Annotated in this window: 24 protein-coding genes, 2 tRNA genes and 1 pseudogene; 17 read left to right on the top strand and 10 right to left on the bottom strand. The window is 64.4% G+C overall.

All coding sequences use genetic code 11. From position 1 onward, the window contains the following. Positions 1-2 precede the first annotated feature (2 nt). From VIL88_RS06295 to VIL88_RS06280, 4 genes are all read right to left on the bottom strand, one after another. Positions 3-1,508, bottom strand: a complete 1,506-nt coding sequence (locus VIL88_RS06295) for a hypothetical protein (protein WP_331987057.1) — start codon at positions 1,506-1,508, stop codon at positions 3-5. Then, positions 1,505-2,860: an HD-GYP domain-containing protein gene (locus tag VIL88_RS06290; RefSeq protein WP_331987056.1), complete on the bottom strand. Its 1,356-nt coding sequence runs from the start codon at positions 2,858-2,860 to the stop codon at positions 1,505-1,507. The genes VIL88_RS06295 and VIL88_RS06290 overlap by 4 nt, the downstream gene beginning before the upstream one ends. A 50-nt stretch (positions 2,861-2,910) precedes the next feature. After that, a complete protein-coding gene (locus VIL88_RS06285) occupies positions 2,911-3,777 on the bottom strand; it encodes a GGDEF domain-containing protein (protein WP_331987054.1) in 867 nt (288 codons plus the stop codon). 138 nt (positions 3,778-3,915) lie between these two features. Beyond that, positions 3,916-3,990 (bottom strand) — tRNA-Thr (locus VIL88_RS06280). Positions 3,991-4,150: 160 nt separating this feature from the next. Between VIL88_RS06280 and VIL88_RS06275 the strand changes: the two genes are divergently transcribed. The 3 genes from VIL88_RS06275 (at position 4,151) to VIL88_RS06265 (ending at position 6,294) form a co-directional block, all read left to right on the top strand. Then, a complete protein-coding gene (locus VIL88_RS06275; protein WP_331987053.1) occupies positions 4,151-4,315 on the top strand; it encodes a hypothetical protein in 165 nt (54 codons plus the stop codon). Positions 4,316-4,462: 147 nt separating this feature from the next. Beyond that, positions 4,463-5,755: a UDP-N-acetylglucosamine 1-carboxyvinyltransferase gene (murA, locus tag VIL88_RS06270; protein WP_331987052.1), complete on the top strand. Its 1,293-nt coding sequence runs from the start codon at positions 4,463-4,465 to the stop codon at positions 5,753-5,755. Positions 5,756-5,919: 164 nt separating this feature from the next. Continuing rightward, the gene (locus VIL88_RS06265; protein ID WP_331987050.1) at positions 5,920-6,294 is read left to right on the top strand and encodes a VOC family protein; all 375 of its coding nucleotides are present in this window, start codon (positions 5,920-5,922) and stop codon (positions 6,292-6,294) included. Here the strand turns inward: VIL88_RS06265 and VIL88_RS06260 are convergent. Continuing rightward, positions 6,291-7,016 (bottom strand): DUF72 domain-containing protein, encoded by a 726-nt coding sequence (locus tag VIL88_RS06260; RefSeq protein WP_331987049.1) that lies wholly within the window; start codon positions 7,014-7,016, stop codon positions 6,291-6,293. The two genes, VIL88_RS06265 and VIL88_RS06260, sit on opposite strands and share 4 nt — an antisense overlap. Before the next feature lie 439 nt (positions 7,017-7,455). On the opposite strand from VIL88_RS06260, the gene VIL88_RS06255 reads away from it, so the two are divergent. From VIL88_RS06255 to VIL88_RS06220, 9 genes and pseudogenes are all read left to right on the top strand, one after another. Next, positions 7,456-7,890 carry a DUF2948 family protein gene (locus VIL88_RS06255; RefSeq protein ID WP_331987048.1) on the top strand — a complete coding sequence of 145 codons (435 nt, stop codon included), beginning with the start codon at positions 7,456-7,458 and terminating at the stop codon, positions 7,888-7,890. Positions 7,891-7,898: 8 nt separating this feature from the next. After that, positions 7,899-9,194 (top strand): histidinol dehydrogenase, encoded by a 1,296-nt coding sequence (gene hisD / locus VIL88_RS06250; protein WP_331987046.1) that lies wholly within the window; start codon positions 7,899-7,901, stop codon positions 9,192-9,194. Between the two features lie 8 nt (positions 9,195-9,202). After that, positions 9,203-9,676 (top strand): annotated as a pseudogene (locus tag VIL88_RS18095) (UPF0262 family protein); the annotation flags it as partial. Then, a complete protein-coding gene (locus tag VIL88_RS18090) occupies positions 9,671-10,201 on the top strand; it encodes a hypothetical protein (protein ID WP_414650115.1) in 531 nt (176 codons plus the stop codon). The pseudogene VIL88_RS18095 and the gene VIL88_RS18090, both read left to right, overlap by 6 nt. A 125-nt stretch (positions 10,202-10,326) precedes the next feature. Next, positions 10,327-10,545 carry a translation initiation factor IF-1 gene (gene infA, locus VIL88_RS06240; protein ID WP_035082742.1) on the top strand — a complete coding sequence of 73 codons (219 nt, stop codon included), beginning with the start codon at positions 10,327-10,329 and terminating at the stop codon, positions 10,543-10,545. 9 nt (positions 10,546-10,554) lie between these two features. Next, positions 10,555-11,193: a Maf family nucleotide pyrophosphatase gene (locus VIL88_RS06235; protein ID WP_331987036.1), complete on the top strand. Its 639-nt coding sequence runs from the start codon at positions 10,555-10,557 to the stop codon at positions 11,191-11,193. After that, a complete protein-coding gene (gene yacG / locus VIL88_RS06230; protein WP_331987035.1) occupies positions 11,193-11,384 on the top strand; it encodes a DNA gyrase inhibitor YacG in 192 nt (63 codons plus the stop codon). The genes VIL88_RS06235 and yacG overlap by 1 nt, the downstream gene beginning before the upstream one ends. A 129-nt stretch (positions 11,385-11,513) precedes the next feature. After that, a tRNA-Phe gene (locus VIL88_RS06225) sits at positions 11,514-11,589 on the top strand. Positions 11,590-11,844: 255 nt separating this feature from the next. Further along, positions 11,845-14,727: a PAS domain-containing protein gene (locus tag VIL88_RS06220; protein WP_331987033.1), complete on the top strand. Its 2,883-nt coding sequence runs from the start codon at positions 11,845-11,847 to the stop codon at positions 14,725-14,727. On the opposite strand, the gene VIL88_RS06215 is transcribed toward VIL88_RS06220, so the two are convergent. Further along, on the bottom strand, positions 14,714-15,400 hold the full coding sequence (locus tag VIL88_RS06215; RefSeq protein WP_331987030.1) for a hypothetical protein: 687 nt from the start codon (positions 15,398-15,400) through the stop codon (positions 14,714-14,716). The genes VIL88_RS06220 and VIL88_RS06215 overlap by 14 nt on opposite strands. A gap of 234 nt (positions 15,401-15,634) precedes the next feature. Between VIL88_RS06215 and VIL88_RS06210 the strand changes: the two genes are divergently transcribed. The 4 genes from VIL88_RS06210 to VIL88_RS06195 all read left to right on the top strand — a co-directional run bounded on the left by VIL88_RS06210 (position 15,635) and on the right by VIL88_RS06195 (position 20,624). Further along, complete coding sequence (locus VIL88_RS06210) at positions 15,635-17,488, top strand: putative bifunctional diguanylate cyclase/phosphodiesterase (protein WP_331987028.1); 1,854 nt, start codon at positions 15,635-15,637, stop codon at positions 17,486-17,488. Positions 17,489-17,630: 142 nt separating this feature from the next. Further along, a complete protein-coding gene (locus VIL88_RS06205; protein ID WP_331987026.1) occupies positions 17,631-18,575 on the top strand; it encodes a tripartite tricarboxylate transporter substrate binding protein in 945 nt (314 codons plus the stop codon). Then, on the top strand, positions 18,572-19,057 hold the full coding sequence (locus VIL88_RS06200; RefSeq protein ID WP_331987024.1) for a tripartite tricarboxylate transporter TctB family protein: 486 nt from the start codon (positions 18,572-18,574) through the stop codon (positions 19,055-19,057). The genes VIL88_RS06205 and VIL88_RS06200 overlap by 4 nt, the downstream gene beginning before the upstream one ends. Positions 19,058-19,073: 16 nt before the next feature. Beyond that, complete coding sequence (locus VIL88_RS06195) at positions 19,074-20,624, top strand: tripartite tricarboxylate transporter permease (protein ID WP_331987022.1); 1,551 nt, start codon at positions 19,074-19,076, stop codon at positions 20,622-20,624. Positions 20,625-20,740: 116 nt separating this feature from the next. Here the strand turns inward: VIL88_RS06195 and VIL88_RS06190 are convergent, their stop codons facing one another. From VIL88_RS06190 to VIL88_RS06175, 4 genes are all read right to left on the bottom strand, one after another. Then, the gene (locus VIL88_RS06190; RefSeq protein WP_331987020.1) at positions 20,741-20,911 is read right to left on the bottom strand and encodes a hypothetical protein; all 171 of its coding nucleotides are present in this window, start codon (positions 20,909-20,911) and stop codon (positions 20,741-20,743) included. Between the two features lie 207 nt (positions 20,912-21,118). Further along, on the bottom strand, positions 21,119-23,584 hold the full coding sequence (locus VIL88_RS06185; protein ID WP_331987018.1) for an extracellular solute-binding protein: 2,466 nt from the start codon (positions 23,582-23,584) through the stop codon (positions 21,119-21,121). Continuing rightward, the gene (locus VIL88_RS06180) at positions 23,574-24,248 is read right to left on the bottom strand and encodes a response regulator transcription factor (protein WP_331987017.1); all 675 of its coding nucleotides are present in this window, start codon (positions 24,246-24,248) and stop codon (positions 23,574-23,576) included. Before VIL88_RS06180 ends, VIL88_RS06185 begins: the two co-directional genes overlap by 11 nt. 92 nt (positions 24,249-24,340) lie before the next feature. After that, positions 24,341-24,505 carry a hypothetical protein gene (locus tag VIL88_RS06175; RefSeq protein ID WP_331987015.1) on the bottom strand — a complete coding sequence of 55 codons (165 nt, stop codon included), beginning with the start codon at positions 24,503-24,505 and terminating at the stop codon, positions 24,341-24,343. A gap of 210 nt (positions 24,506-24,715) precedes the next feature. Between VIL88_RS06175 and uxaC the strand changes: the two genes are divergently transcribed. Further along, entirely contained in the window at positions 24,716-26,122 is a 1,407-nt protein-coding gene (uxaC, locus tag VIL88_RS06170; RefSeq protein WP_331987014.1) for a glucuronate isomerase, read from the top strand. Positions 26,123-26,124: the final 2 nt, after the last annotated feature.

Genomic DNA, 26,124 nt, shown 5'->3' with positions numbered 1-26,124 from the left:
CGCTACTCGCCCTTGCGCACGAGAAAGGGATTGACCGTCTCGTCGGGCATTGGCGTGCAGCTGCCCGCGCGTTTCATCACGCAGATATTGCCGCTGCAGCCGACCTCCTCATAGTCTTGCTTGAGGCTCTCCCAACCGCCGCCGCGCTGCACCACCACATTGAAGGCCGGTCCAAGCTCTCCCGCCTGCGCCTCCGACGTCAGTGGATAGATCGGCACATCCCGTCCCAGCGCGCGGTAGCCGGGCGTGTCCACCCAGTTCCAGCCGGCCAGAGCCATGCCGCACATGTCACCGACGCCGGCCGCGATCTCGAAGGCGGCAATGCCATTGGCCGTCCGCGTCCAGTTGCCGCGATAGACCGGCTGGTTGGCCAGGTTCACCGAAGTCAGGGTGAAGCAGCCTGCTAGCAGCACGAGACCCAATGCCTGCCGCCGGGGGAAATAGGCCCGCGCCGCCGCATCATGGAGGCGCGCCGCCCCGATCGCCGCCAGCGTCAGAACAAAGTGCACGGCGGGAATCACGAAGCGATATTCCTTGTGCCCCACCGCCGAATGCGCCAGCACGATCACCAGCGGAATGATGAGCAACAGCGGCGCGCGCCTTACGCCCACGATGACCAGCAGCACCATGACCGCAGCAAAGCCAGCCCATACGGCCGAGAAATGGCTCACGAACCAGTGCGCCGGCTCGACGCCATAGCTGCTGGCCTTGTCCTGCACGGCATTGACCACGAAGTTGAGCCACACCGACTGGAACGGTGACCCCAGCGTCACCCAGTCGAGCACGCCGCCCGCCACGATCACCGCCAGCGTTGCCAGCGCCGCCGGCAGGCTGCGCCGCCAGCCCTGCACCACGATGGTAGCCAGCGCCACCACCAGCACCGCCGGCGCCAGCTGGAACCGCACCACGAAGGCCAGGCCCAGCAGCACCCCGCCCCAGACCGGAAACAACCGCGCCCGGTGCGGCAGGCACAGGAGATAGGCCGCCGGAAACAGCAGGCTCGCCGCAATAGACTCCGTCAGCGGCTTGCCGGCAAAATAGACCGTCTCGAACCAGACCGCCGCAACCAGCCCCGCCAGCAGGCCCACGCTGGTCCCGCCGGCTCGCCGCCCCCAGGCAAAGGCGGTCGCCACGATCGACAGCGACAGCGCCGACAGGAGCACCTGGATCGTCACAGTCCAGGCACCGACTCCCCCTCCCAGCGCCGCCACCGCCTTCATGATGCCGGCCAGCACGCCGGGAATGAAATAGGAGCGGATGCCGGTGCGATATTCCCATGGCACCATGCCTTGGCCAAAGGCGAAGCGGTGCCCCTGTTCCCAATACTGGAACGTCTCGTCGGGGTGATGAACCGACGGATACCAGACCGCCGCCGCCACGCGGATCGCCAAAGCCACTGCAAGCAGCAGCGCCAGAACCAGCTTTTCCTGCGCCCCATAAGGCTCCGCGAATGCCGAGGTCTCCCCCGTCACCAGCCGCTTGAGCCGCTTCCCGATCGCGCCTATCACGCCGCCACGTCCTGCATGCGCACGAGGCCCCGCTGCAGCGCCGCAAAACACTCCGGATCGAGCGCAGTGCCCACATCCTTTTCCATCAGCGCCAGCGCCTCCGAGGCCGGCATGGCCGCCCGATAGGGCCGGTCGGCCGTCAGCGCGTCGAACACATCCGCCGTGGAAACGATCCGCGTATCGAGGTCGATCTCCAGGCCGGCAAGGCCGCGCGGATAGCCGCGCCCGTCCAGCCGCTCATGGTGGTCGCCCGCAATGGCCGCCGTGTTTTCCAGCGCCACAGTCTTGGAAAGGATCGTGCGCCCCAGCTCCGGATGCCGCTTGATCGCCGCCCACTCGTCGGGCTCCGGCCGCCCATTCTTGTCGAGGATGGCATTGGACACGCCCAGCTTGCCGATGTCATGCAGCAGCGCCGCCCGCCGCAGCCAGCGCCGCCGCTCGGGCGCATAGCCCAGCTCATCGGCGATGAGGTCGCTGAACAGCGCGACTCGTTCGCTGTGCCCCGCTGTAAACGGGCTCTTGGCGTCCACCACCCGCGCAAAGCCGGCGGCAATGTCGTCCAGGTAATCCTCGTCCACGGCACGCACCAGGCTTCGTGGCTCGAGCGCCATCACCTTGTCCTGCAAGCCCTCTTCCTCCAGCGCCGCCCAGATATGAGGCTCGGTCGCCAGCCCCTCGACCGCTGCAACAAGCTTGGGATCGAACCACCGTCCCGCCCGCGACCGCAGCTCGGCCACCGCCCCTTCCGTCCCGCCGCGCCGGAAAAACACGTCCGCCACCTGGACCAGCAGGGCAATGCGTGCAAACAATGAAATTTCCTCGCCCGCGCGGCCCAGCGGCTGGCCAGACCCGTCCCAGTGCTCGTCGAGATCGAGGATCCCTGAAGCCACGCTTTCCGAAAGGCGCATGGTCCGCGCGATCTCGGCCCCGCGCTGGCAGCGCGTCTCGATCAGCTCCCGCGCAATCTCCCCGCCATTGCGCGCTACATGGATCATCGCCTGCAAGCGCTCGATCATGCCCGAATTGCGCGCCGTGTGACTCACCAGAAACCGCAGCACCTCCGGCAGCTTGGTGTCCACCATCTTGTAGGCATTCTTGAAGCTCAGGTCGTCGGCCAGGTAGAGCCTGCAGATGCGCGCCGCGTTCGAGCTGCAGCCGATATCCTTGAGCAGCAGCGTGTAATAAAGGTCCGAAAGCTCGGCCGCCGACAGGTCGATTCGCCGGCCCAGATGCATCCCCAGCCAGCAGCAGCGCAGGCTATGCCCCGCCGGCTGCCCTTCGGTAATGTCGAGGGCAAAGCTCAGTGCACTGACGACGTCGGAAAGGTGAACGCTCTGCTGGCCCGGTTCCATGCTGCCCCCGCTTTTGGGGCGCACTATGCCAGCCAAGTCTTAATGGCCGCTCACGCCTGCGCGCTGCCCACCACCACATTACGGCCCTTGGCCTTGGCCTCGTAAAGGCTTTCGTCCGCCTTGCGCAGCATGTCGGCAAAGGTCTCTACGGTTGGATCGCCGCGATGGACACCAAAGCTGGCGGTGATCTGCGCCGGCCGCCCACCCAGGATCGGGTTCCACGCCTCGAGGGCACTCCTGATGCGCTCGGCAATGGCGAAACCGAAGGACGTGCCGGTATCGGCGGTCACCACACAGAACTCCTCGCCGCCGATGCGCGCGATCAGGTCATAGGGGCGCACCTGCCGCTGCGTCGCCTCGGCCACGATCATCAGCACCTCGTCGCCGGCCGCATGGCCATAGGTGTCGTTGATCTGCTTGAAATGGTCGAGGTCAAAGGCGATGACCCAGACCCATTGCTTGCGCCGCGCCGCCCGGTTGATTTCGACCGAAACGGCATTCTGCAGCCAGCGCCGGTTGCCCAGCCCCGTCAGGGCATCGCTATTGGCCTGCCGTGTGAGAGACTTGAGCGTCTGCTCCTGGGTGCGCACCAGCGCCAGGACCTTGTCGGCCAGACGCTTTACACCATCGGTGCCGCGCACGTCCACGATCGGCTCCACGCCCTCGTCCTGGTAGCGGTCCACCGCCTTCACCAGCCGGTCGATCGGGCTCACCCATGTATAGACGGCAAGATAGGAGAGGGCGCTGCCCAACAGCGTCGCCACCAGCGCCACCACAAGAATCGGTACGGGATCGGCAGGCTGCCCGAGACCCAGATAGAGCAGCAGCGAGATCAGCGGCAGGTGGATCGCCACAAAGCAGATCGAAAACACCTTGAGCACCAGCGACCGTCGCACCGACTCGATGATCCAACCCATTTCACGCTCCCCAACCTGTTCAGGCGTCGCAATTTCCCATACCCGCCTTAGAGTGGTGCTGAACACTTAGCTAAAACTTTACGGAAAACGCATCGGCACCAGACACGGCGCTGAGCATCAAAAAACGGGCTGGTCGACTGGTGCTGCCGGCGAGGATTGAACTCGCGGCCTCTCCCTTACCAAGGGAGTGCTCTACCACTGAGCTACGGCAGCATCCGGCGCCATGGATCAATGCGGGATCGCGAGACAAGCTCGACAACCGCAGCCTGCCCGGCGCGACGGGGGCTCCTTTGCCATAGGGGCAATCTCGACGCAAGGCCAAAAAACGCCTATCAACGGCCGCAGAGGAAAAGCCGATTCCCGGCACGGGCCCATGAGCAAAACCGAACAAGCCGCCCAGCGTGAGCAAAGATTGGCCGCAAAGCTCCGCGAAAACCTGCGCCGTCGCAAGGGGCAGGCCAAGGCGCGCGCCGGTTCGGAGCAGCAGGCCCCAAATCCTCAAGCGGCCCCCGGAGCCGATACGGTCAATAAACCGTAAACCAGTTCCGGGTGATGATGCACTACGGCGCACAACGTGTGCGCTGATCGTTTTGAGAACGGCTAGTCTGGCTTACGTGGCAACTAGGACTTGGCCTACCTCCTCCCCAGGTAGCAGGGCTTCACGCCCGCCATATAGGACAAGACAATGGACCGTATCCGTTTGATCGGTGGCAACGAACTCAATGGCGAAATCCCCATTTCGGGTGCCAAGAACGCCGCCCTTCCCCTGATGATTGCTTCTTTGCTGACCGACGAGCCGCTGGTGCTGCAGAACGTGCCGCGCCTCGCCGACGTCAAGCAGCTCGAGCGCATTCTCGAGAATCACGGCGTCGACATCGCCGTGCATGGCCGCCGCCGCGGCGAGGATGATGGCGCCGGCCAGCGCATGACCTTCCATGCCGCCGACATCGTCGACACCACCGCGCCCTATGAACTGGTCAGCAAGATGCGCGCCAGCTTCTGGGTCATCGGGCCGCTGCTGGCCCGCTGCCACGAGGCCCGCGTCTCGCTGCCGGGCGGTTGCGCCATCGGCACGCGCCCCGTCGACCTCTTCCTCTACGGGCTTAAGGAACTCGGCGCCGAAATCGACATCGATGACGGCTATGTAGTCGCCAAAGCGCCGAAGGGTGGCCTTGTGGGCGCCCACATCACTCTCCCCAAGGTGTCGGTGGGCGCAACCCATACGCTGCTGATGGCGGCCTCGCTGGCTCGTGGCACCACCGTGCTCGAAAACGCCGCCCAGGAACCCGAGATCACCAATGTCGCCGAATGCCTCGTCGCCATGGGCGCAAGGATTTCCGGCATCGGCACCCGCACCCTGACCATTGAAGGCGTCGATCGCCTCCATGGCGCGACCGTCGACGTCATTCCCGACCGCATCGAAACCGGCACCTTTGCCATGGCCGCGGCGATGACCGGCGGCAACGTCCTGCTCAAGGGCGCGCGCCCCGAACACCTGCAGGCGGCCCTCGATATCCTGGGGCAGACCGGCGTCGAGCTGACGCCCGAGGCTGGTGGCCTTCGCGTCACGCGCAACGGCAATGGCATCCGCGCCGTGGATGTGGAAACCGACCCGTTCCCCGGCTTCCCCACCGATCTCCAGGCCCAGTTCATGGCCCTGATGACCATGTCCTCGGGCACATCGCACATCCGCGAAACCATCTTCGAGAACCGCTACATGCATGTGGCCGAGCTCGCCCGCTTCGGCGCCGACATCACCGTCGATGGCCAGCTGGCCACCATCCGCGGCAAGTCGCAGCTCAAGGGCGCCCAGGTCATGGCCACCGACCTGCGCGCCTCGGTGTCGCTGGTGATCGCCGGGCTCGCCGCCAAGGGCGAAACCGTGGTCAATCGCATCTACCACCTCGACCGCGGCTTCGAACGCCTCGAAGAAAAACTCGGCCGCTGCGGCGCCGAGATTGAGCGCGTTGCGGGCTAGCGCGTGAGCCGCAGGCAAAATCGCTCCGGTGGAGCGATTTCAAGGTGCTAGGCCACGAGACCTATGGTCGAGTGGCAGGCAAGTCCCGCGGGCCAATCACGCCAGTGGCGCGATTGGAGGCGAGCAGGCCATGAGAGCTACGCTCGAATGGCGGGAGACAATAAATGAGCAGGTTGCCCGGTACCTTCGTCTGGAACGACCTGCTCACCACCGACGTGGAGAAGGCCAAGGCCTTCTTCACCACCACACTCGGCTGGACCTTCGAGGACTATTCCCTCGAAGGTCATTCCTATTTCGTCATCAAGTCCGGCGAGGCCGTGGTGGGTGGCCTCGGTGCCGTCGAGACAGGCGACATCGAGACAACGCAGTCCTACTGGATCGCTTTCATCGAAGTCACCGACATCGACGAGCGCTTTGCCACCGCGCTCGAACACGGCGCCACCGCCATCCGCCCGCCCCATGATGTCGACGGCATCGGCCGCGTCTGCGTCCTGCGCGACCCCACGGGCGCCGCACTGGGCTGGATGCAGTCGCTCTAGGCGCGCTGATCGAGCAGGGCCTTGAACCGCAGGGCATTCTCCACCGCCGCCCCAGAAGCGGTATTGTCGAAGATGCACCAGCACGGCCCAGCCGCGGCTGACAAATAGTCCGCGTATCGGGCAAGCGCCGCGTCATCATAGCTTGAATAGTAGATCCTGGGCGAGCCATGCAGCCGCAGGTAGCAACTTGGCCCAGCTTCGGCTGCGGCCCGCAGCGGCTCTCCTTGCGGGTCGGCCAGGACGCGACCGACATCAAACTGGCGGAGCAGGGCACTTGCCGTGCCCTCTGCCCAGCTTGCATGTCGGGGTTCGATAAAGATGCTGACGCAGCTCCGTTCCCGCAAGCTTCGAAGAAAAGCCTCCGCAACCGCGCCGTCGAAGCCGAGCTTGGGCGGCAGCTGGACAAGCACCGCGCCCAGTTTTCGACCCAGCGGCGCGACATCCTCGAAGAAAAATCCGATTTCTTCCTCGGCTCCAGCCAGTCCCTTCTCGTGCGTGATCGTGCGCGGCAGCTTCACCGAGAAGCTGAAGTCGTCCGCTACTGCATCATGCCAGCGCTGCCAGGTCGCGGGGCGGTGCCTGCGGTAAAAGCTGGTGTTGATCTCAAGCGCCCGAAACACCTTGGCATAGCGTTCGAGCCCGCTGCCTTCGCCGCCGAACTCGGGCAGGGTGCGCGGCGCGATCCAGCCGGCCGTTCCTATGAGGTGACGTGGCTTGTCCATGGCTCGGAAAGGCGTCCGGCCGGTGGATTGTTCCGGCATTTCGCAGCGAACTTATCCCCGCCACCGCAAAGAGGCTTATGCTTGGGACCATCTGCCCGGGATACAAGCGGTGCTGCAGCGACCAGTAGCCGGGGAGACGCCGAACGCGGGTGCAAGTCGTGGCATCGCGCGCGTCGAGTTACCGGCCGTGTGACCCGCGAGCGTTGGGCCATGCGCGAGTCCGGTAGCCGGCGTAAAATCGGATCGGCCCCGGGGCGGCAGCGTCCCACTCAACAATCACTCAGGGGCACTGCTTGTCCCGGGGCCCGCTTGTCTGGTGCAACCGCGAGGGAGGCGGCGCTTCCGCACGTCTTGGCATTGCCCCCCGCCGCTCAAGCTTGTAGATCGGTGAACGCGTGACCAGATCAGGCATTCACTTCCGTGCGGGGGCCGACCACCTATGACCGACCTCAAGTTGATTGCGCTTGATACCGAAGACCTCGAAGTCATCTCGGCGCATGTGCAGGATGCCGTCGTGCGCGTTGCCGACATGGGTTACGCTCGCGGCGACCGGCGCTTCGCCCTCCTGATGAACCGTTTCGACTGGACGACGGGGCAGGGGCGTCGCGACAAGGGCTTGCGCAAGCGCGCCGCTCTCCACTTCGACGCAGTGCAGTCGGTGGTCACCAATGGCTTTGATCCCGCCGCGCCCGAAGGCGTGCTGGAACTGCTCGCCATCACCTTCCAGCCCATCGATGGCCCGGCCGGCATCGTCGAACTTAGCTTTGCCGGCGGCGGCACCGTGCGCCTCGGCGTGGAATGCCTCGAGGCGCGCCTCTCCGATCTAGGCGCAACCTGGGCGGCGGCGGCCAAGCCGGCCCACGCCCTCGACTAGGATTTGCCATGACTCTTCGCCTCGATAGTGCCGACGCCGACTTTGCCGCGCAGTTCCAGCAGCTGCTCGAGGGCAAGCGCGAATCGAGCCGCGACGTCAACGACGCGGTCGCTGGCATCATCGCCGATGTCCGCAGCCGCGGCGACGATGCCGTGCTCGAGCTCACCAACCGCTTCGACCAGACGCAGTTCAAGACCGCCGCCGATCTGCGCATTTCCGAGGACGAGATCGCCGCCGCCGCGGAGCGCGTTACGCCCGAAGTGCGGCTGGCGCTGCAGACTGCGCATGACCGCATCAGAGCGCATCACGAAAAGCAGAAGCCCCAAGACCACATCTATACCGACCACCTGGGCGTGACCCTGGGCACTCGCTGGACCGCCGTGGATGCCGTCGGCATCTACGTGCCGGGCGGCCTCGCCAACTATCCCTCCTCGGTGCTGATGAATGCCGTGCCCGCCAAGGTGGCCGGCGTCGAGCGCATCGCCATGGTCGTGCCCACGCCGCGCGGCCAGATCGCCGCCCCCATCCTCCTTGCCGCCCAGATTGCCGGCGTCACCGAGATCTACCGCATCGGCGGCGCCCAGGCAGTCGCGGCGCTCGCCTACGGCACCGCCACCATTAGGCCGGTCGACAAGATCGTCGGGCCCGGCAATGCCTATGTCGCTGCCGCCAAGCGCCAGGTTTTCGGCAAGGTCGGCATCGACATGATCGCCGGTCCCTCCGAAGTGCTGGTGATCGCCGATGGCTCCGCCAACCCGGCCTGGGTCGCCGCTGACCTGATCGCCCAAGCCGAGCATGGCGCCGGCGCCCGCTCGATCCTCGTGACCACCGAAAAGGGCCTTGCCGACGCCGTCGCGGCGGAAGTCCCGCGCCAGATCGACATGCTCCCCAATCCCGACCATGCCCGCCAAGGCTGGGAAGACTATTCGGCCATCATCACCGTCTCCTCGCTCACCGAAGCCGTTGACCTGGCCAACCGCATCGCCTCCGAGCATGTCGAGCTTGCGCTGGACGATCCGCAATCCATCCTCGGCGCCATCCGCCATGCCGGCGCGATCTTCCTCGGCCACCACACGCCCGAAGCCATCGGCGACTATGTCGGCGGCTCCAACCACGTCCTGCCCACCGCCGGCACTGCCCGCTTCGCCTCGGGCCTTGGCGTGCTCGACTTCGTCAAGCGCACTTCGATCCTGGGCTGCGATCCCGGTTCCCTGTCGGCGCTCAGCACCGCCGCCGTCACCCTCGCGGAAGTGGAGGGCCTCGACGGCCACGGCCGCTCCGTCTCGATCAGGCTCAATCGTTGAGCATCTCGATGGACGCATCGGTCCGGCCCAAGGGCACTGACCGCCTGGTGACCGTCACGCTCGACCCCAACACCATCACCTCGATCAATCCCGACGAGGTGCATGAATGGCGCATCGCCATCTATGATCTTCTCGAAGACAACAGCTTCCGCCCCGCCCGCGTCACGGCCACCGGGCCCTTTGCGCTCCACATGTCGATCATCGGCAACTATATCGTGCTCGATGTCCGCCACCCCGAAACCTTCCAGCCCATCGCCGCGCACTACCTGTCCCTGACCCCGTTCCGCCGCCTCATCCGCGACTATTTCCGCATCCGCGACGCCTATTACGAAGCCATCCGCTCGGCCCAGCCCTTCCAGATCGAGACCGTCGACATGGCCCGGCGCGGCATGCACAACGAGGCGGCCGAACTGCTGCGCACCCGGCTCGACAACAAGATCATCATCGATCTCAACACCGCGCGGCGCCTCTTCACCCTGATCTGCGCCGTCCAGCCCTATGCCTCCCGCATCGACGAGGCCACCAGCGAACTGCCCACCGTCCTTTTCGTCTGCTCCATGAACTCCGTCCGCTCGCCCATGGCTGCTGCCTTGGCGCGGCAGGCCTTTCCCGGCCGCATCATCGCCCGCTCTGTCGGCGTCAATGGCGGTGTCGCCGACAGCTTCGTCCATGAAGTCATGGAAGAGATCGGCATTGATATGAGCGTCCACACACCCCATATCCTGGACGAACTGGTGGCCAACCGCTTTGACCTGGTGATCACCCTTTCCCCCGACGCCATGGATGCCGTCACCCGCAAGGAACTCGAGGCCGGCGCCATCGAGGCCTGGCAGGTGCCCGATCCCTCACTGGCCGAGGGCAACCGGGACCTGGTGCTCGGCGCCTATCGTGACCTTCGAGATGGCCTGCGCAAGCGCGTGCGGGAGCGGCTGGAGCCTCTGGTTTCCGGAGCGCAGCCAGCGAAAGTGGAGGCCACTTTCGCGGTTAGGAAGGGCGACCAGCAGTGACGCGCGCCACCACGAAGCGGACCTGGTGCAAGAGGTTCACAAAACCTTTGAATTGAAGTAGGAAGTGGCCACTTTCCGACCCATGGCCGGCAAGCTATGCCCCTATGGGTCCAACAGGAGACAGTATGGCGAAGGAAGAAGTGCTCGAATTTCCGGGCGTGGTGACTGAATTGCTCCCCAATGCGACGTTCCGCGTCAAGTTGGAGAACGAGCACGAGATCATCGCCCACACCGCTGGCCGCATGCGCAAGAACCGCATTCGCGTCCTGGCCGGCGACAAGGTCCTGTGCGAAATGACGCCTTACGACCTGACCAAGGGCCGAATTACCTACCGCTTTAAGTAAAGGCTGAACATGGCCAGTCGTCCGGATTTGATCCTGGCCTCCGCCTCGCCGCGCCGGCTTGCTTTGCTCAATCAGATCGGCATCGAACCAGAGCACCTCGTGCCGGCTCATGTCGACGAGACACCCGAAAAAGGTGAACTGCCGCGCAAGCTTGCAGCCCGCCTCGCCGATCTCAAGGCCCTGACCGCCCAGCACAAGGCCCGCTCCGCCGGCTTCGGCCAGGGCGCGCTGGTGCTTGCTGCCGATACCGTCGTGGCCGTCGGTCGCCGCATCCTGCCCAAGGCCGAGACCATGGAAGAGGCCAGCGAATGCCTCAGCCTCCTCTCCGGCCGAGCCCATCGCGTCTTCACGGCGCTGACCGTGCTCACCCCCTCGGGCGCCAAGCGTCAGCGCCTGGTTGAGACGCGCCTCCGCTTCAAGCGCCTCTCCACCCGCGAAATGGAAGCCTATCTTGCCAGCGCCGAATGGCGCGACAAGGCGGGCGGCTATGCCATCCAGGGCATTGCCGGCGCCTTCGTCGTCAAGCTCTCGGGCTCCTATACCGGTGTCGTCGGGCTGCCGCTGATGGAAACGGCCCAAGTCCTCGCAGGCGAGGGCTATCCGGTTCAGTTCAACTGGCTGAACCAGTCCACCCTCTCGGGCGTCTGATGCCGGCAGAACGCAAGTGCCCCATCTGCGGTCGCCTGACGGTGGAAGAGTTCAAGCCCTTCTGCTCCAAGCGCTGCGCCGATGTTGACCTCAACCGCTGGCTTTCGGGCAGCTATGTTATCCCGGCCCGCGACGACGAGCCTGTAAGCGAGGACGACCCGTCTGTGCCGGACTACGACCAGGACGACTAGCCCAAGGTTCTGGGCTCTTTTCCGCGAGTGCACAAACTCCTTTTCCACAAGCGGTTTTCCCGCTTGCGCCGCAAAAACCCTTCCCCTATAAGGCCGATGGCTTTCAGCCGGGCGGTTCATCCGCCCCTTGCCCGGGTAGCTCAGTTGGTAGAGCAGCGGATTGAAAATCCGCGTGTCACTGGTTCGATTCCGGTCCCGGGCACCATTTCTCGCTTATACTGATTTCTGTGACAACTCCGCTGGCTCCAGCCATCGCAAGAGGTGGACGCATGGATGCAGCCGGGTGAATTTACCTAAGTTCTTGGTTCTTCGCGCTTGTTGGAACTTTGCACAATCCGCTGAATTCTTGTTGCGGCCTTAGGCTTCATACTCTTTCTCGATTGGTCCCCCGGTGGTTGAAATAAGCTCTAGCGACAAGCAACCGCTCTTCCTGCACGGAAAGGGGGAGGCGCGCCACCTCTTGTCCCAGGTCGATTGGAGTGCCAATCCGCTAGGGCAGCCTGAGACCTGGCCGGACGTGCTGCGGAGCTTCGTCGGCACCATGCTCGATGCGCAGCAGCCCATGTTCATCGCCTGGGGTCCGGAACTGACCTTCCTCTACAACGATGCCTATGCGCCAATCCTTGGCGGCAAGCACCCTGGGGCAATGGCCCAGCCGTTCCAGCAAGTCTGGCACGACATCTGGCCCCAGATCAGCCCCCTCGTGGAACGCAGCATGGGCGGTGAGCCAAGCTGGTTCGAAGACCTCCAGATCCCCATGCAGCGCAAGGGCTACCTGGAGGATGCCTGGTTCAGCTTCTCCTATACGCCCATTCGCATCGGTGCCGATGTGGTGGGCATGCTATGCGCCGCAACCGAAACCACCAATGCCGTGCTGTCGCTGCGCACCCAGGCCTTCCACCTCGAACTCGAAAACCGGCTGCGCACACTGACTTCGCCCGACGACATCATCCAGGTGGCGCAACAGGCTGTGGGCGAACACCTCAAGGTGGGGCGCGTCGGCTACGGAGACGTGGAGGCGACCGAACGCTACTTCACCACCGAGCGCAATTGGACCGACGGGTCGATTGGCAACTACAACGGCGTGCACGATCTGGCAGCCTTCGGGCCTGAGATTCACGGAGCGCTGCGCCGGGGTGAGCCTCTGGTCATCGAGGACGTCAACACGGATCCCCGAACCTCGTCCCCCGAGAGCCTCCAGGCGTTTGCCTATCTCGAAACAGCATCTGCTCTGACGGCGAGCCTGGTGAAGTCCGGGCGCATGATCGCTGCCATGTACATCCATCACCGCTTTCCGCGGGTTTGGACGCAGGACGAGATCCGGCTGGTCCAGGAGGTGGCGGAAAGAACCTGGTCCGCGCTTGAGCGCGCCCGGGCCGAGGCGGCGCAGCGCACCAGCGAGGAGCGCTTCCGCCAGCTTTCCGAACTGTCGCCGGCCATTGTCTGGTTCGGCAATGCCGACGGCACGCTGAGCTATCTCAATGAACGGTGGTACGAATATACCGGGCAAACGCCTGAGGTGGCCCTGCCACTGGGCTGGTCCGAGGTCATTCACCCGGACGACGTCGACCATCTGCAGGATCTCTGGGACAAGGCGCGCGCCCGCGGTGGCGAGTATCAGCTCGAGGCGCGGCTACGTCACCGCGATAGCAGCTATCGCTGGTTCCTGATCCGCGGCGCTCCGGTCGAGGCGGAAGACGGCACCGTCAGTTGGATCGGCTTCAACAACGACATCAACGATATCGTTTTGGCGCGTCAGGAGCTGGCGCAGTCCCGCTCGGCTCTTGAGCTGGCCAATCGCGACCTCGAAGCGAACGTTCAGGCTCGTACTCGCGACCATGACCGCCTGTGGAGCATTTCCCAGGAACTGATGCTCGTAGCCGACTACGAAGGGGTCATCACCTCGGTCAACCCGTCGGCGAAGCGGATCCTCGACTACGAAGAGGCCGACATGGTCGGCCAGTCGCTGCTCGGCTTTGTGCATACAGACGATGTCGAGACGACGCTCGCAGAAGTGGGCAAGCTCGCCGATGGCCACACCACCCTGGCATTCGAAAACCGCTATCGTCACCGCGACGGCTCCTATCGTGCCCTGAGCTGGACGGCGGTCCCCTACGAGTCGCACATCCACGCCGTAGGGCGCGACATCACGGCTGAAAAAGAAGCGATGGATGCGCTTCGCCAGGCCGAAGAGGCCTTGCGTCAGTCCCAGAAGATGGAGGCCGTTGGCCAGCTCACCGGCGGCATCGCCCACGACTTCAACAATCTCCTTCAAGGCATCGTGGGCTCCTTGGACATCGCCCAGCGCCGCATCGCGCAGGGGCGCCTTGGCGACGTCGACCGCTTCCTGACAGCCGCTACCACGACAGCCAATCGCGCTGCCGCGTTGACACATCGCCTGCTGGCCTTCTCCCGCCGCCAGCCGCTGGACCCCAAGCCCATCAAGGCCAACCAACTTGTCAGCCAGATGGAGGATCTGCTGCGCCGCACCATCGGCGAGAACATCCAGCTCGAGATGGTCCTTGCCGGTGGTTTGTGGACCACCAAGTGCGATCCGCACCAGCTCGAAAGCGCCATTCTGAACCTCGCCATCAACGCCCGCGACGCCATGCCCGGCGGGGGCAAGCTCACGATCGAAACCTGCAACGCCCATCTCGACGACGCATATGCGGCGCGCGAACGGGAAATCAGGCCGGGCCAATATATCTGCATCTGTGTCACCGATACCGGCACCGGCATGACGCCCGATGTCATCGCCAAGGCCTTCGAGCCCTTCTTCACCACCAAACCCATCGGGCAGGGGACAGGTCTCGGTCTCTCCATGATCTATGGCTTTGCGCGGCAGTCCGAAGGCTATGCTAAGATCTACAGCGAGGTGGGTGAGGGCACCACGGTCAAGCTCTACCTTCCCCGGTTCTACGGAGAAGGCGAAGATGCCGAGGAACTACCGCAACTGGGCGAGGAGCATGTCTCCCACGCCGGCGAAACCGTTCTGGTGATCGAAGACGAGGCCGTCGTCCGCGGGCTCGTCGTGGAAGTTCTCTCCGAACTTGGTTATCGCGCGCTGGAGGCCCATGATGGTCCTTCGGGCCTTGCCATCCTCCAGTCCAAGCAGCGCATCGACCTCCTGGTCACCGACATTGGCCTTCCCGGCCTCAATGGCCGCCAGGTCGCCGATGCCGGACGCCAGCTGCGGCCCGAACTCAAGATCCTGTTCATGACTGGCTATGCCGAGAACGCCACCCTGGCTTCGGGCTTTCTCGAGCCGGGCATGCAGATGATCACCAAGCCTTTCCCTATGGAAAAGCTTGCCAGCCGCATCAAGGAGATCATCGAGGAATAGCGCCCCCTTTGGTGGCAAACCAGATCACATGCCGTGCGCCGCCCCGCTTGCCATTCGCCCGGACGCTGAGCTCCTCCACCGCCATGCCCGATTGCTTCAGCCGCCGGGTGAACCCAGCATCCGGGGCCGAGGACCAGACCGCCAGGTGCCCACCCGGCGTAAGCGCCGCCTTGCTCCGCGCAAGCCCCGCGGCCGAATAGAGCCGGTCATTGCTGGGCCGCGACAGCCCGTCCGGTCCATTGTCGACATCGAGGAGGATCGCGTCGAACATCCCGCTCCCGGCAATCGCCGCACCCACATCGCCCTGGTAGAGGCTGACCCGCGGATCATCGAGACTGTCGCCGTGGATCGAAGCCAGCGGCCCGCGTGCCCAGCCGATGACTTCGGGCACCAGCTCGGCCACCAGGATCGTGCTCTCCGCCTGAAACGCCTTGAGTGCCGTCCGCAGCGTGAAGCCCATACCCAAACCGCCGATCAGCACCCTTGCGCCTGTGCGCTTGCCCACGCGCTCCGCCGACAGGGTCGCCAGGGCCTCTTCCGATCCGCTGAGCCGGCTGTTCATCAGTTCGTTGGTGCCCGCCATGATCGAGAACTCCGACCCCCGCTGCATCAACTGCAACTCTCCGCCCCCGCCGGGCACGATGGCGCGATCGAGCTTGATCCATGGCAACAATGCTGCTCTCCTCAGATAGGGCCAATAAGCAACGGGCCGCTTTCAACCGGCATCTGCAAATTTACCGGACGTTAGCAGTGACTTACTGCGCAGGAGGCCAATTAGGTACATCTACTTATAGCTATTCCAATGGTGGCTTCCTAACCTCACCTGATGGTCAAATGCGCAATTCTGCGTAGCGGCGGACCGCATTCCACCGGAGACAGCCGGTCTATGCGAGTTGCGGGGGAATGTATGGTCAACGATAGCGATCTGCTGTTGCGTCTCCAGACCGCTGTGCTGGAAGCGGTCGCCGTGGGGGAGCCCCTGGTGACGGTGGCCGATCTGCTGTGCCGCCGGGTGCAGGACCTTGCGCCCGATGTCATCTGCTCGATCCTCCTCGTGGATGCCGACAACCGTCTTCATCCTCTTGCCGCCCCTTCGCTGCCGCTGTCCTATTCCAGTGCGATCGATGGCTTGCAGGCCGGTCCAAAGGCCGGCTCCTGCGGCACCGCTGCCTTCCGCAACGACGCGGTTCTGGTCACCGACATCGACACCGATCCGCTGTGGGAGGACTTTCGTCACCTGACCGGGCCGCTGGGTCTGCGTGCCTGCTGGTCCAGCCCCATCCGCGATCGCGACAACAAGGTGGTCGGCACCTTCGCCTTCTACTACCGGACGTCGCGCGGCCCCGATGATCTGGAGCGCAGCATCGTCCAAACCTGCGTGCACCTCTGCGCCATCGCCATCGACCATGAAAAGGTCCGCGAGCGCAACCATCGCCTAGCCTATTACGATGCGCTGACCGGCCTCCCCAACCGCGCGCGCTTCAACGAACTCCTGGCGCGCTCCATCCGCATGCAGGAGCCGTTTGGCCTCCTGCTGGTCGATATCGATCATCTCAAGCTCGTCAACGACACCGCGGGTCACGCCTGCGGCGACAAGCTCATTTGCACCGTGGCCGAGCGCATTGCTGATGCTCATCCAACTCTCACCGCCTGCCGGCTGGGCGGCGACGAATTCGCGGTAATCGTCGCCGATTCCCATTCCGATTTTGAGCTGCGCCAGGCGGCCACGCGCATGCTCGACGCCGTGCACGGGCCCATCCACATGGGCGACCAGACCATCGATCCCCATATCACCGTGGGCGGTGCCCTGTTCGGACCGGACGGCGACAATGAAGCCGCCCTGAGCCAGAACGCCGATTTTGCCCTCTACCACGCCAAGGAAACCCGCCGCGGGGCCTATGTCCGCTTCACCCCGGGCATGCGCACCTCCATGATGGAGCGGGCCAGCATGGTCCGCAATGTCGACCAGGCCCTGGCCGAAAACCGCATCCTTGCCTACTACCAGCCGATCGTCCGGCTCGACAGCGCGGAGGTCGTAGGCCTTGAAGCCCTTGCCCGCATGCGTATGCCCGATGGCCGCATCGCCTCGGCCGGCGAGTTCCACGCCGCCTTGGCCGATCCGCGCATCGCCTGGCAGATGACTGGTCAGATGCTCACCCAGGTCGCCAACGACATCCGCTACTGGCTCGATCTCGGTATTCCCGTCCAGCATGTTGGCATCAACGTCACAACCGGGGACTTCCTGCGGGGCGACCTCGAAACGCGCATAGTGGAAGCCTTCGAGCGAGCCAACGTGCCGCTCAAGCACATCGTGCTCGAGGTCAACGAAGCCGTCTATATGGGCGGTGCCAACCAGATGGTGCCCAAGGCTGTCAGCGCCCTGCGCCGGCGGGGCCTCCTCGTGGCGCTTGATGATTTCGGCACCGGCTTTGCCTCTTTGACCCACCTGCTGAGCTTTCCGGTCGACATCATCAAGATCGACAAGTCCTTCATCGATCGCATCGGCACCGACCGCGCCAGCGATGTCGTGGTGGGATCAATCATCGATATCGGCCGCAAGTTGAACATGAAGCTTGTGGCCGAGGGCATCGAATCCGCCGCCCAGGCCAGCGCCCTGTCCGAACTCGGCTGCACTCTCGGGCAGGGATATCTCTATGCCCGCCCCGGCTCCGTTGCCGATGCGACCCACCTCCTCTCGCTCTTTGCTCAGCGGGACGATGGCAATCCGCCGCAGGGGCGCGGCGTGCGCGCCAGCGCCTGACGCCTTCTTCATTGCAATTGCTGTCTGACGGGCGCAATCTGTAAGGCGATCCAGGCGGCGTTTGACAGGACGGTGACAGGGACAAGCTCTATTGTCCGCAACACGACCGCAAAGACGGTCCGGATTTTTCTTGGGAGGACTTATGAACAAGCTGCTCTTGGCCGCGCTGGTTTCTGGCGCCATGGCTGTTCCCGCTTTCGCTGCCGACTACACCATTATGGCGCCTGCCGCACCCGGCGGCGGTTGGGACCAGACTGCCCGTTCAATGCAGGAGGCCATGCAGGCCGAAGGCATTTCGGGCAATGTGCAGGTCACCAACGTGCCTGGCGCCGGTGGCACCATTGGCCTAGCCCAGTTCGTCAACCAGTCGACTGGCAATCCCAATGCCCTGATCGTCGGTGGCTATGTCATGGTCGGCGCAGTGCTGACCAATGCCTCACCCGTGTCGCTGGCCAACGTTACTCCGATCGCCCGCCTGACCGGCGAATCCGACGTGATTGTCGTGCCCGCCAATTCCGAACTGCAGACGGTCGATGACCTCGTCGCCAAGCTCAAGGCTGAGCCGGGCGCAGTGTCCTGGGCCGGCGGTTCGGCTGGCGGTGTCGACCACATCGCCGCAGGTCTTTTCGCCAAGACCGTCGGCGTTGATCCGACCCAGGTCAACTACATCGCCTTCTCGGGCGGTGGTGAAGCCCTCGCAGCCGTGCTGGGTGGCCAGGTAACCGTCGGCATTTCTGGCCTCGGCGAATTCGAGGCTCAGATCGAGTCGGGTGACCTCCGCGCGCTCGCCACCACTGGCGCTGCTCGCCTCGAAGGTTCGGAGATCCCGACCCTGACCGAAGCTGGTGTTGACCTCGTCGTCGAGAACTGGCGCATGGTCGCCGCTGCCCCCGGTATCACCGAAGAGCAGAAGGCCACCATCAACGCCGATATCGAAAAGCTCGTGACCTCCGCCACCTGGAAGGAAATCCTGGCAACCAAGGGCTGGCAGGACATGTACCTGGCCGGCGCCGATTTCGATGCGCAGCTCGCCACCGACATTGAAGCAACCACCGCCGTCCTGAAAGACATCGGCTTGGTGCAATGAGCCTCGGCGAACCCAATCTCTCGCGCCGCCCCGATGGGGCGGCGTTTGTCATAGCGCTGGTCCTTGCCCTGATCGGCGGCGTCATCATCTGGCAGACCGCTCAGATGCGCGTGCCGCCCATCCAGGCCAAGGTCGGTCCCCAGGTCTTCCCCTACGTCATTGCTGGCGGGTTGATCCTCCTGGCAATCTTCACGGCCATCTCGGCCTTCCGCGGCCAGTTTCCGGAGCGTGAAAAGGACAATTATGGTCCCATGCTCTGGATCATCGGCGGCCTTGTTGGGCAGATGCTGCTTCTGGGCTGGGCCGGTTTTTCGGTAGGCACCGCGGTGCTGTTCGCCTTCACCGCGAAAGGCTTCGGCCGCGGACCGCTCTGGCAGACCCTGCCGATCGGCTTCGTGCTTGCCTTTATAATCTGGTTTATCTTCTCGCATGGCCTGCAGCTGGCGCTGCCCACCGGGCCAATCGAGCGCCTCATCCCCTGATCGAAGGACGCGTGTGATGGATACCTTCGGTCTTCTGGCCACTGGCCTGGCTGCCGCACTGCAGTGGCAAAACCTCCTCTATGCTCTGCTTGGCGTGACCCTGGGCACCGCCGTCGGCGTGCTGCCCGGCATCGGACCGGCCCTGACGGTGGCACTGCTGCTGCCCGTCACCTACCGGCTCGACCCTACCGGTTCGCTGATCATGTTCGCCGGCATCTACTATGGCGGCATGTATGGCGGCTCGACGACCTCGATCCTGCTCAACACCCCTGGCGAGTCCGCGTCCATCGTCACCGCGCTGGAGGGCAACAAGATGGCTCGCAAGGGCAGGGGTGGTCCGGCGCTGGCCACTGCCGCCATCGGCTCCTTTGTTGCGGGCCTGATCGCCACCGTTGCCCTGGCCTTCCTGGCCCCTTGGGTCGTAAAGGTCGCGCTTTCCTTCGGGCCAGCCGATTACTTCGCCCTGATGGTCCTTGCCTTCGTCACCGTCTCTGCCGCCTTCGGCGACAGCGCCCTGCGCGGCATCACGGCTCTCTTTATCGGCCTTGGCTTGGGCGTCATCGGCATCGACCTCCAGACCGGTCAGGCGCGCCTGGCTTTCGGTGTGCCCGACCTTCTGGACGGTATTGAAGTCACCACGTTAGCCGTTGCCCTTTTCGCGGTCGGCGAAACGCTCTCCATCGCCGCCTCGCGTTCGCAGGCCAAGGATGAAGTCCTTGCAGTCAAGGAGGGCTCGGTCTGGATGACCCTGCAGGATTGGAAGCGCTCCTGGGGCGCCTGGCTGCGTGGCACCTTTATCGGCTTCCCCATTGGCGCGATGCCGGCCGGCGGCGCCGAAATCGGTACCTTCTTCTCCTACGCCGCTGAAAAACGTCTCACCAAGCATCCCGAGGAATTCGGCAATGGCGCCATCGAGGGCGTCGCCGGTCCCGAGGCTGCCAACAACGCCTCTGCAGCCGGTACGCTGGTGCCGCTGTTGACGCTGGGCCTGCCGACCTCGGCAACGGCCGCCATCATGCTGGCGGGCTTCCAGCAGTTCGGGCTCCAGCCCGGTCCGCTGCTCTTCGCCAACAACGCACCGCTTGTCTGGTCGCTCATCGCCAGCCTCCTTGTCGCCAACTTCATGCTGCTGGTGCTCAACCTGCCGCTGATCGGCCTTTGGGTGAAGCTGCTGACCATTCCGCGGCCCTGGCTCTATGCCGGCATCCTGAGCTTCGCCACCCTCGGGACTCTGGGGGCGAATGGCGCCATGTCCGGACGGCTGGGTCCCATCCCCTTCTCCTTCGAACTGCTGATCCTGCTCGCCTTCGGCATCCTGGGTTATGGTCTGCGCCGCTTCGGCTACCCCATCGCCCCGGTGGTGATCGGCTTGATCCTCGGCCCATTGGCCGAGCAGCAGCTCCGGCGCGCTCTCGCCATCAGCCAGGGCGATCCGGCGATTTTGGTGCACACGCCCATAGCTATCGTCCTCTATGTCATCGCTGCCGCCGCCCTGCTGATCCCGCTCTATCTCCGCTTCCGCGGCAAGGGCGCCGTCCTTCAGCAGATGGCAGCCGACGAGGACTGACTTCTACCACCCAAAACAAAAGCCCGGATGCCTGCGAAGGCATCCGGGCTTTTTCACGCTGATCGGCTACTCGGCGCTGCGCGGAGGGAGGAGCGCGCTACGCCAGTAACAATGGCTTACAGCCGGCCGATCGAACGGAAAGCGTCGGCGTCGATCCCGAGCGTCCTGAGGTGCTTGGCCTTGGGAGCACGCCCACCCTCGACGGCGTTGGACACAGCAGCAGCGCTGCCGAAGACTTCAACGAAGGTGCCAAGGGTCGCCAAGATAGACTTGCGCGGGGTGCTCATTTTCCAGTTCCTCGAAAGACCCGGCCGAATTGCCGCGTCGCTTTCATGACTGTGTAAATGGGTCAGGCGGGCCCTCTGCGGTAGTGGCTAGACAACAGTCCAGCCATGCAGTTAGTGCAGGTTTCTACCTTCTGGTGACAAAAAAACAGCTAGATCGGCGCCAAACATGCGCAAACACTCGGCCTTCATGCTTCGTGTGCATAGCTGTCATGGCTTAGGCGAAACGATCTCGCCCCAGCTGTCGAGGAAACGCTTGCGCCGCTGCTGATCCAGAGAAACCAGCAGGGCGGGACCCAGTGGAATGGGCTGGAGAACACCCCGGCCTTGTGCCGAAATGGCTTCATTGGTCCATTCGCCAGTTGTTCCGCTCACCACGGAGCCCAAGGCCGTCTGCCCCGCCGCGACCTCCTGCCCAGCCGGCGACAACGCGAAGTCGACGAAGGCTTTCGCCAGGTCAGGGTAGGGTGCATCGCGCGGGATCAGCATGGATCGCGTCAGCACCAGCACATAGTCATCCGGCACCACGATCTCGATATTGGCACCAGCCGCCTTGCGGGCGAAGGCATAGGACCCAAGCACATTATAGCCAAGCGCCAGCGACCCGTCGGCAACGCCGTTGAGAATGGCCGGACTCGAGCCACTGAACTGGGCCTCCACGCGACCAAAAGCAGCTGCCAGGCGCCAGAAGTTGGACGAGATCACCTGATCCTGCGACGCCAGGAGATAGCCCACGCCGGACAGGGCAATGTCGTAGGTGGCGATGGCACCACGGAATCGCTCCGTCTGGGTTTCCAGCATCTCGGCGAGGGTGAGATGCGTGCGCGGCACCTCCTCGGCGCTGATCCGGTCGGGATTGTAGATGATCACAGCCGGCTCGAAGGTGAAGCCGAAAACTTCATTGCGCCAGTGCGCCCAGGCCGGCAGCTGTTCAAGAAAAGGGCTTTCATATGCCAGCGCATAGCCGTCATTGGCCAGCTTGATTTGCAGGTCGGAGGCCGAGCTGATCAAGAGGTCGGGACGTGGCTCGATATCGCCTGACAGGTACCGCTGGTAGAGCGGCAGGCTGTCGGTCTCCTCGTAGACAACCGTGACATCAGGCCGTTGCTTCTGAAAGCTGGCGATGAACTGCGCGAAGAGAGGCGTATCCGTCACCCCCACGATAGTAAGCACAGTTTCGACACTGCCATCGGGCGCCGGGTAGCGCTGTGTTTGGGCGAGGGCGCTTTCGGGGTGGACCACAAGCCAGCACATCACCAGAGCTGCCAGGCTCCCCAGCGCCCGCCGCATCTGCTCGGCCTTTGCATTCCGCCCCAGGAGCGGCAGGTCGATCTCGACCGACAATCCCCCACCCAGGCGGTCCATCAATCGCAACGCTCCGCCATGCGTCTCGGCAACGCGCTTGACGATGGAAAGCCCGAGCCCCGATCCAACCGTCGCGCTGCTCGTGGCGCCGCGCTTGAAGCGCTCCAGCACCATCGCCTTTTCATCCGCCGCAATGCCGGGCCCGCGATCACCGATGGCCAGCGTCAACTGCCCCTCGCCAAGACGCCCGGTGATTACGACGGCTCCATCTGAATAGACCAGCGCATTGTCGACCACGTTGCGCACCATCTCGCGCAAGGCGACCCTGTCGCCACGCACTAGCGCCCCGCTGACCGACCCATCGAGCATTACCTCTACCCGCCCCGCCTGTTCCGGATCGAGCCGCTGCCGCACGTCATCCACCACGGCGCCCAGAGAGACCGTGTCGGTTTCCTGGTTCTCCATGCGGTGGGAAATCGTAGCCTCCATCAGCAACTGCGTCACCAGCTGGCTGGCCTGCGCCGCCCCCTGGTGGATGCGCCCCACACGCCGGCGCAGAGCCTCGGAGTCTGACTCCTCCATTGCCAGTTCCGCCTGTGCTCTGAGCGAGGCAAGCGGCGTCCGCACCTCATGCGCCGCTTCCGCCACGAGCCCCGTCACCCGTTCCACGGCGCTGCCGAGCCGCGCCATGAAGCCGTTGAGCGCCAGCACGAGATGCCCGACTTCCACCGGCACCGGCACATCCAGCGGCGACAGGTCATCGGGCGCGCGCCCGCGCAATTCCTGCTCCAGCTGCTCGAGCGGCGCGAACATGCGCCCGATGCCGAACCAGACCAGCGCAATGGCGAGGATCGTCAGGGCCACCACCGGAACAATGGCATTGGAAAATATCTCCCCCGCCAGGGCCTCCCTTTCGCTCTGCGTCTCGGCCACATGAATGGTGACCCAGTCGGCATTCCCGCCCGACGAGGTCAGCCGCCCAACGCTTGCCACCCGCACCAGCTCGCCCCGGTAAAGCGTGTCGGCAAAGACCGGCCCTGCAGAACGCAGCTGCGGCAGGTTCTCCGACAGGTCGGCGTAACCCGTCACGGCCCGCCCACTCGGCTCTTCCACCGCATAGAACACGCGGTCGCGCCCCGAGAACATGCCGAAGGAGGCAAAGGGCAGCTCGACGATGACTGCTTCGTCCTCCACCTGCACCGCACCGGCAATGGTCAGCGCCGACGCCGCCAGCAGCCTGTCGAAGGCCCGGTCCGCGGCGCGCCCGGCATAGTCGCGGATGAAGACGATCAACACCACCGCCGCCAGCAGCAGCAGCGCCAGGGCCAGCGCCAGGATGCGGCGGCGAATGGAAAAGGACTTAGCCGCCATGCGGCGCCCGCACCACATAGCCGACACCACGGACCGTCCCGATCTCGACATTGGCGCCGTCGAGCTTCTTGCGTAGGCGCGAAATGTGGAGCTCGAGCGCGTTGACCGAAACCGCCTCGTCGAAGTTGAACAGCTGGTTCATCAGCCGCTCCTTGGGCACCACCTTGCCGGCATGGGTGACGAGGATCTCGAGCAGCCGGAACTCCCGCCGCCCCAGCTCCAGCGCCCTGCCGGCCACGCTCGCATTGAGCCCGCCTAGGTCCAGTTCCAGATTGCCCGCGGTCAGCCGGCTCGTGGTCTGCCCACCCGTGCGCCGGATCAGCGCCCGCAGCCGCGCCTCAAGCTCACGCAGGTCGAAGGGCTTGACCAGATAATCGTCAGCGCCGAGATCGAGGAGACTCACCTTGTCGTCGATCTCCGACCGTGCCGTCATCACCAGGATGGGCGCATTGAACTTGCGCTGCCGCAATTCGGCGATGAGCGCGATGCCGTCGCGATTGGGCAGCATCAGGTCCAGCGTCACCGCGTCGAAGTCGTCGCCCTCGGCCGCCGAAACCACCTCGTTGCCGTCGCGCACCCATTCCACCGAATGGCCGGCATTGCGCAGGCGCTTCTCGATCGCCTCGCCCAAGTCTTCATTGTCTTCAACCAGCAAAATTCGCATCGGCGCCGTCGGTCTCCCCGCCGGCACCATAAAGCCGAATTGCTGCCCGGTCATGCCCGCGCAGCGCAGCAGCCATCTTTTCTGAAGAACCCCTAGAGGATCGTGGTCAGCATGGCGCTGGCGACCGCCACGATGGAAAAGGCCGCAATTCCCGCGGCGACCAGCATCACCTGTGCATTGTGGACATGCCCCGAGACCCGCGCCCGCTGGCGCACCGTCTCGATCGTGCCATCCTCGTCCATGTCGATATGTGCCATCGCAACACCCTCAGTCCCTGGCCGAGCTGGCCGCTGTCCGATCTGGGTTGCCGCATTGCGCTGTTCTCACCCGCAGGCAGAGGGTAATCCGCCCTCTTTGAAGGGCGAATGCCGTCGTGGATTCGCGGTTAATTTACATAAAATGACCGCGCAATCCTGTCTTGTATGGAAGATGTTGATCTGGGCCTTCACTCATGGCAGAACAAAGCCATGACCCATCTTCATCCAGATCGCCTGTTTCCCGCCGCCGATCCCGCCCGGTCCATCGCGCGCGAGCTCTATCCCGAAGTGCGGGACCTGCCGCTGATCTGCCCGCATGGACATACCGATCCGGCCTGGTTTGCCGACAACGCCCGCTTTTCCAATCCTGCGGCGCTCTTCCTCACACCGGACCACTATGTCCTGCGCATGCTGCGCAGCCGCGGGCTGAGCTATGACGACCTGGGCGTGCCCCGCAAGGATGGCGCTCCGGTCGCCGAGGGCAGGGCGGCCTGGCGCCTTTTCGCCGCCAATTACCACCTCTTTGCCGGCACGCCGTCCAAGACCTGGATCGACCACTCGCTCCACTGGGCCTTCGGCGTCGAGGAAGAACTCTCTGCCGATACCGCTGACCGCATCTACGACACCATTGACCAGGCCCTTGCCACGCCAGAACTGCTGCCCCACGCCCTCCTCGACCGCGCCCGCGTCGAAACCATCGCCACAACGGAATTCGCGCTTGATCCCTTGGTGCATCACCAGAAGATGGCCGAGACCGGCACAATCGGACGGGTGCGCACCACCTATCGCCCGGACGACGTAACCGACCCCAGCCGCCCCGCCATCGTCGAAAATCTGCAGAAGTTCGGTGAACTGACCGGCGAGAACATCACCACCTGGTCCGGCCTCATCAACGCGCATCGCAGCCGGCGCGATTATTTCCGCCGCTTCGGCGCCGTCGCCACCGATCACGGCGTGCCCACGGCCAACACGGCCGATCTCTCCGCACCGGAAAAGCAGGCGCTGCTCGACAAGGTCCTGTCCGGCCGCCACGACGCCAATGACGCCGAACTGTTCCGCGCCCAGATGATGACCGAAATGGCCTTGCTTTCGGTCGAAGACGGCATGGTCATGCAACTCCATGCCGGCTCCCGCCGCAACACCGACCCGCTCCTCTTCAGCACTCGCGGTCCCGACCTGGGCGCCGACATCCCGGGCACGACAGATTACGTCAATGGCCTCCGCGCCTTGCTCGGCCGCGCCGGCAACGAGCCCAATCTCCGGCTCATCATGTTCGTGCTCGACGAAACCACCTATGCGCGCGAACTGGCGCCCATGGCCGGCTACTGGCCTTCGCTGATGATCGGCCCGCCCTGGTGGTTCCACGATTCACCCCAGGGCATCCGCCGTTATCTCGACCAGGTGGTGGAAACCGCTGGCTTCTACAACCTTGCCGGTTTCAACGACGACACGCGTGCGCTGCTCTCTATCCCGGCGCGCCACGATGTCTGGCGCCGCGAAGTCTGCGGTTTCCTGGGCACCTGGGTCGCCGAAAACCGCCTGACCAGGTCGACCGCGCGCGACATCGCCCGTCACCTCAGCTACCAGGCCGCCAAGGACGCCTATCGCATCCCTTGACG

The sequence above is a fragment of the Devosia sp. genome, assembly GCF_036563435.1.
GTDB lineage: Bacteria > Pseudomonadota > Alphaproteobacteria > Rhizobiales > Devosiaceae > Devosia.
Note: the sequence above shows the minus strand (reverse complement) of the source record. Positions and strands in the feature narration are given on the sequence as shown.

What these genes read in the sequence shown, in the direction of transcription:
- VIL88_RS06205 (WP_331987026.1), top strand. Translation starts at nt 17,631, where the DNA reads ATGAACAAGCTGCTCTTGGCCGCGCTGGTTTCTGGCGCCATGGCTGTT.
- infA (WP_035082742.1), top strand. Translation starts at nt 10,327, where the DNA reads ATGGCGAAGGAAGAAGTGCTCGAATTTCCGGGCGTGGTGACTGAATTG.
- murA (WP_331987052.1), top strand. Translation starts at nt 4,463, where the DNA reads ATGGACCGTATCCGTTTGATCGGTGGCAACGAACTCAATGGCGAAATC.
- VIL88_RS06275 (WP_331987053.1), top strand. Translation starts at nt 4,151, where the DNA reads ATGAGCAAAACCGAACAAGCCGCCCAGCGTGAGCAAAGATTGGCCGCA.
- VIL88_RS06285 (WP_331987054.1), bottom strand. Translation starts at nt 3,777, where the DNA reads ATGGGTTGGATCATCGAGTCGGTGCGACGGTCGCTGGTGCTCAAGGTG.
- VIL88_RS06260 (WP_331987049.1), bottom strand. Translation starts at nt 7,016, where the DNA reads ATGGACAAGCCACGTCACCTCATAGGAACGGCCGGCTGGATCGCGCCG.
- VIL88_RS06290 (WP_331987056.1), bottom strand. Translation starts at nt 2,860, where the DNA reads ATGGAACCGGGCCAGCAGAGCGTTCACCTTTCCGACGTCGTCAGTGCA.
- yacG (WP_331987035.1), top strand. Translation starts at nt 11,193, where the DNA reads ATGCCGGCAGAACGCAAGTGCCCCATCTGCGGTCGCCTGACGGTGGAA.
- VIL88_RS06235 (WP_331987036.1), top strand. Translation starts at nt 10,555, where the DNA reads ATGGCCAGTCGTCCGGATTTGATCCTGGCCTCCGCCTCGCCGCGCCGG.
- VIL88_RS06195 (WP_331987022.1), top strand. Translation starts at nt 19,074, where the DNA reads ATGGATACCTTCGGTCTTCTGGCCACTGGCCTGGCTGCCGCACTGCAG.
- uxaC (WP_331987014.1), top strand. Translation starts at nt 24,716, where the DNA reads ATGACCCATCTTCATCCAGATCGCCTGTTTCCCGCCGCCGATCCCGCC.
- VIL88_RS06255 (WP_331987048.1), top strand. Translation starts at nt 7,456, where the DNA reads ATGACCGACCTCAAGTTGATTGCGCTTGATACCGAAGACCTCGAAGTC.
- VIL88_RS06190 (WP_331987020.1), bottom strand. Translation starts at nt 20,911, where the DNA reads ATGAGCACCCCGCGCAAGTCTATCTTGGCGACCCTTGGCACCTTCGTT.
- VIL88_RS06200 (WP_331987024.1), top strand. Translation starts at nt 18,572, where the DNA reads ATGAGCCTCGGCGAACCCAATCTCTCGCGCCGCCCCGATGGGGCGGCG.
- VIL88_RS06185 (WP_331987018.1), bottom strand. Translation starts at nt 23,584, where the DNA reads ATGGCGGCTAAGTCCTTTTCCATTCGCCGCCGCATCCTGGCGCTGGCC.
- VIL88_RS06180 (WP_331987017.1), bottom strand. Translation starts at nt 24,248, where the DNA reads ATGCGAATTTTGCTGGTTGAAGACAATGAAGACTTGGGCGAGGCGATC.
- VIL88_RS06265 (WP_331987050.1), top strand. Translation starts at nt 5,920, where the DNA reads ATGAGCAGGTTGCCCGGTACCTTCGTCTGGAACGACCTGCTCACCACC.
- VIL88_RS06210 (WP_331987028.1), top strand. Translation starts at nt 15,635, where the DNA reads ATGGTCAACGATAGCGATCTGCTGTTGCGTCTCCAGACCGCTGTGCTG.
- hisD (WP_331987046.1), top strand. Translation starts at nt 7,899, where the DNA reads ATGACTCTTCGCCTCGATAGTGCCGACGCCGACTTTGCCGCGCAGTTC.
- VIL88_RS06175 (WP_331987015.1), bottom strand. Translation starts at nt 24,505, where the DNA reads ATGGCACATATCGACATGGACGAGGATGGCACGATCGAGACGGTGCGC.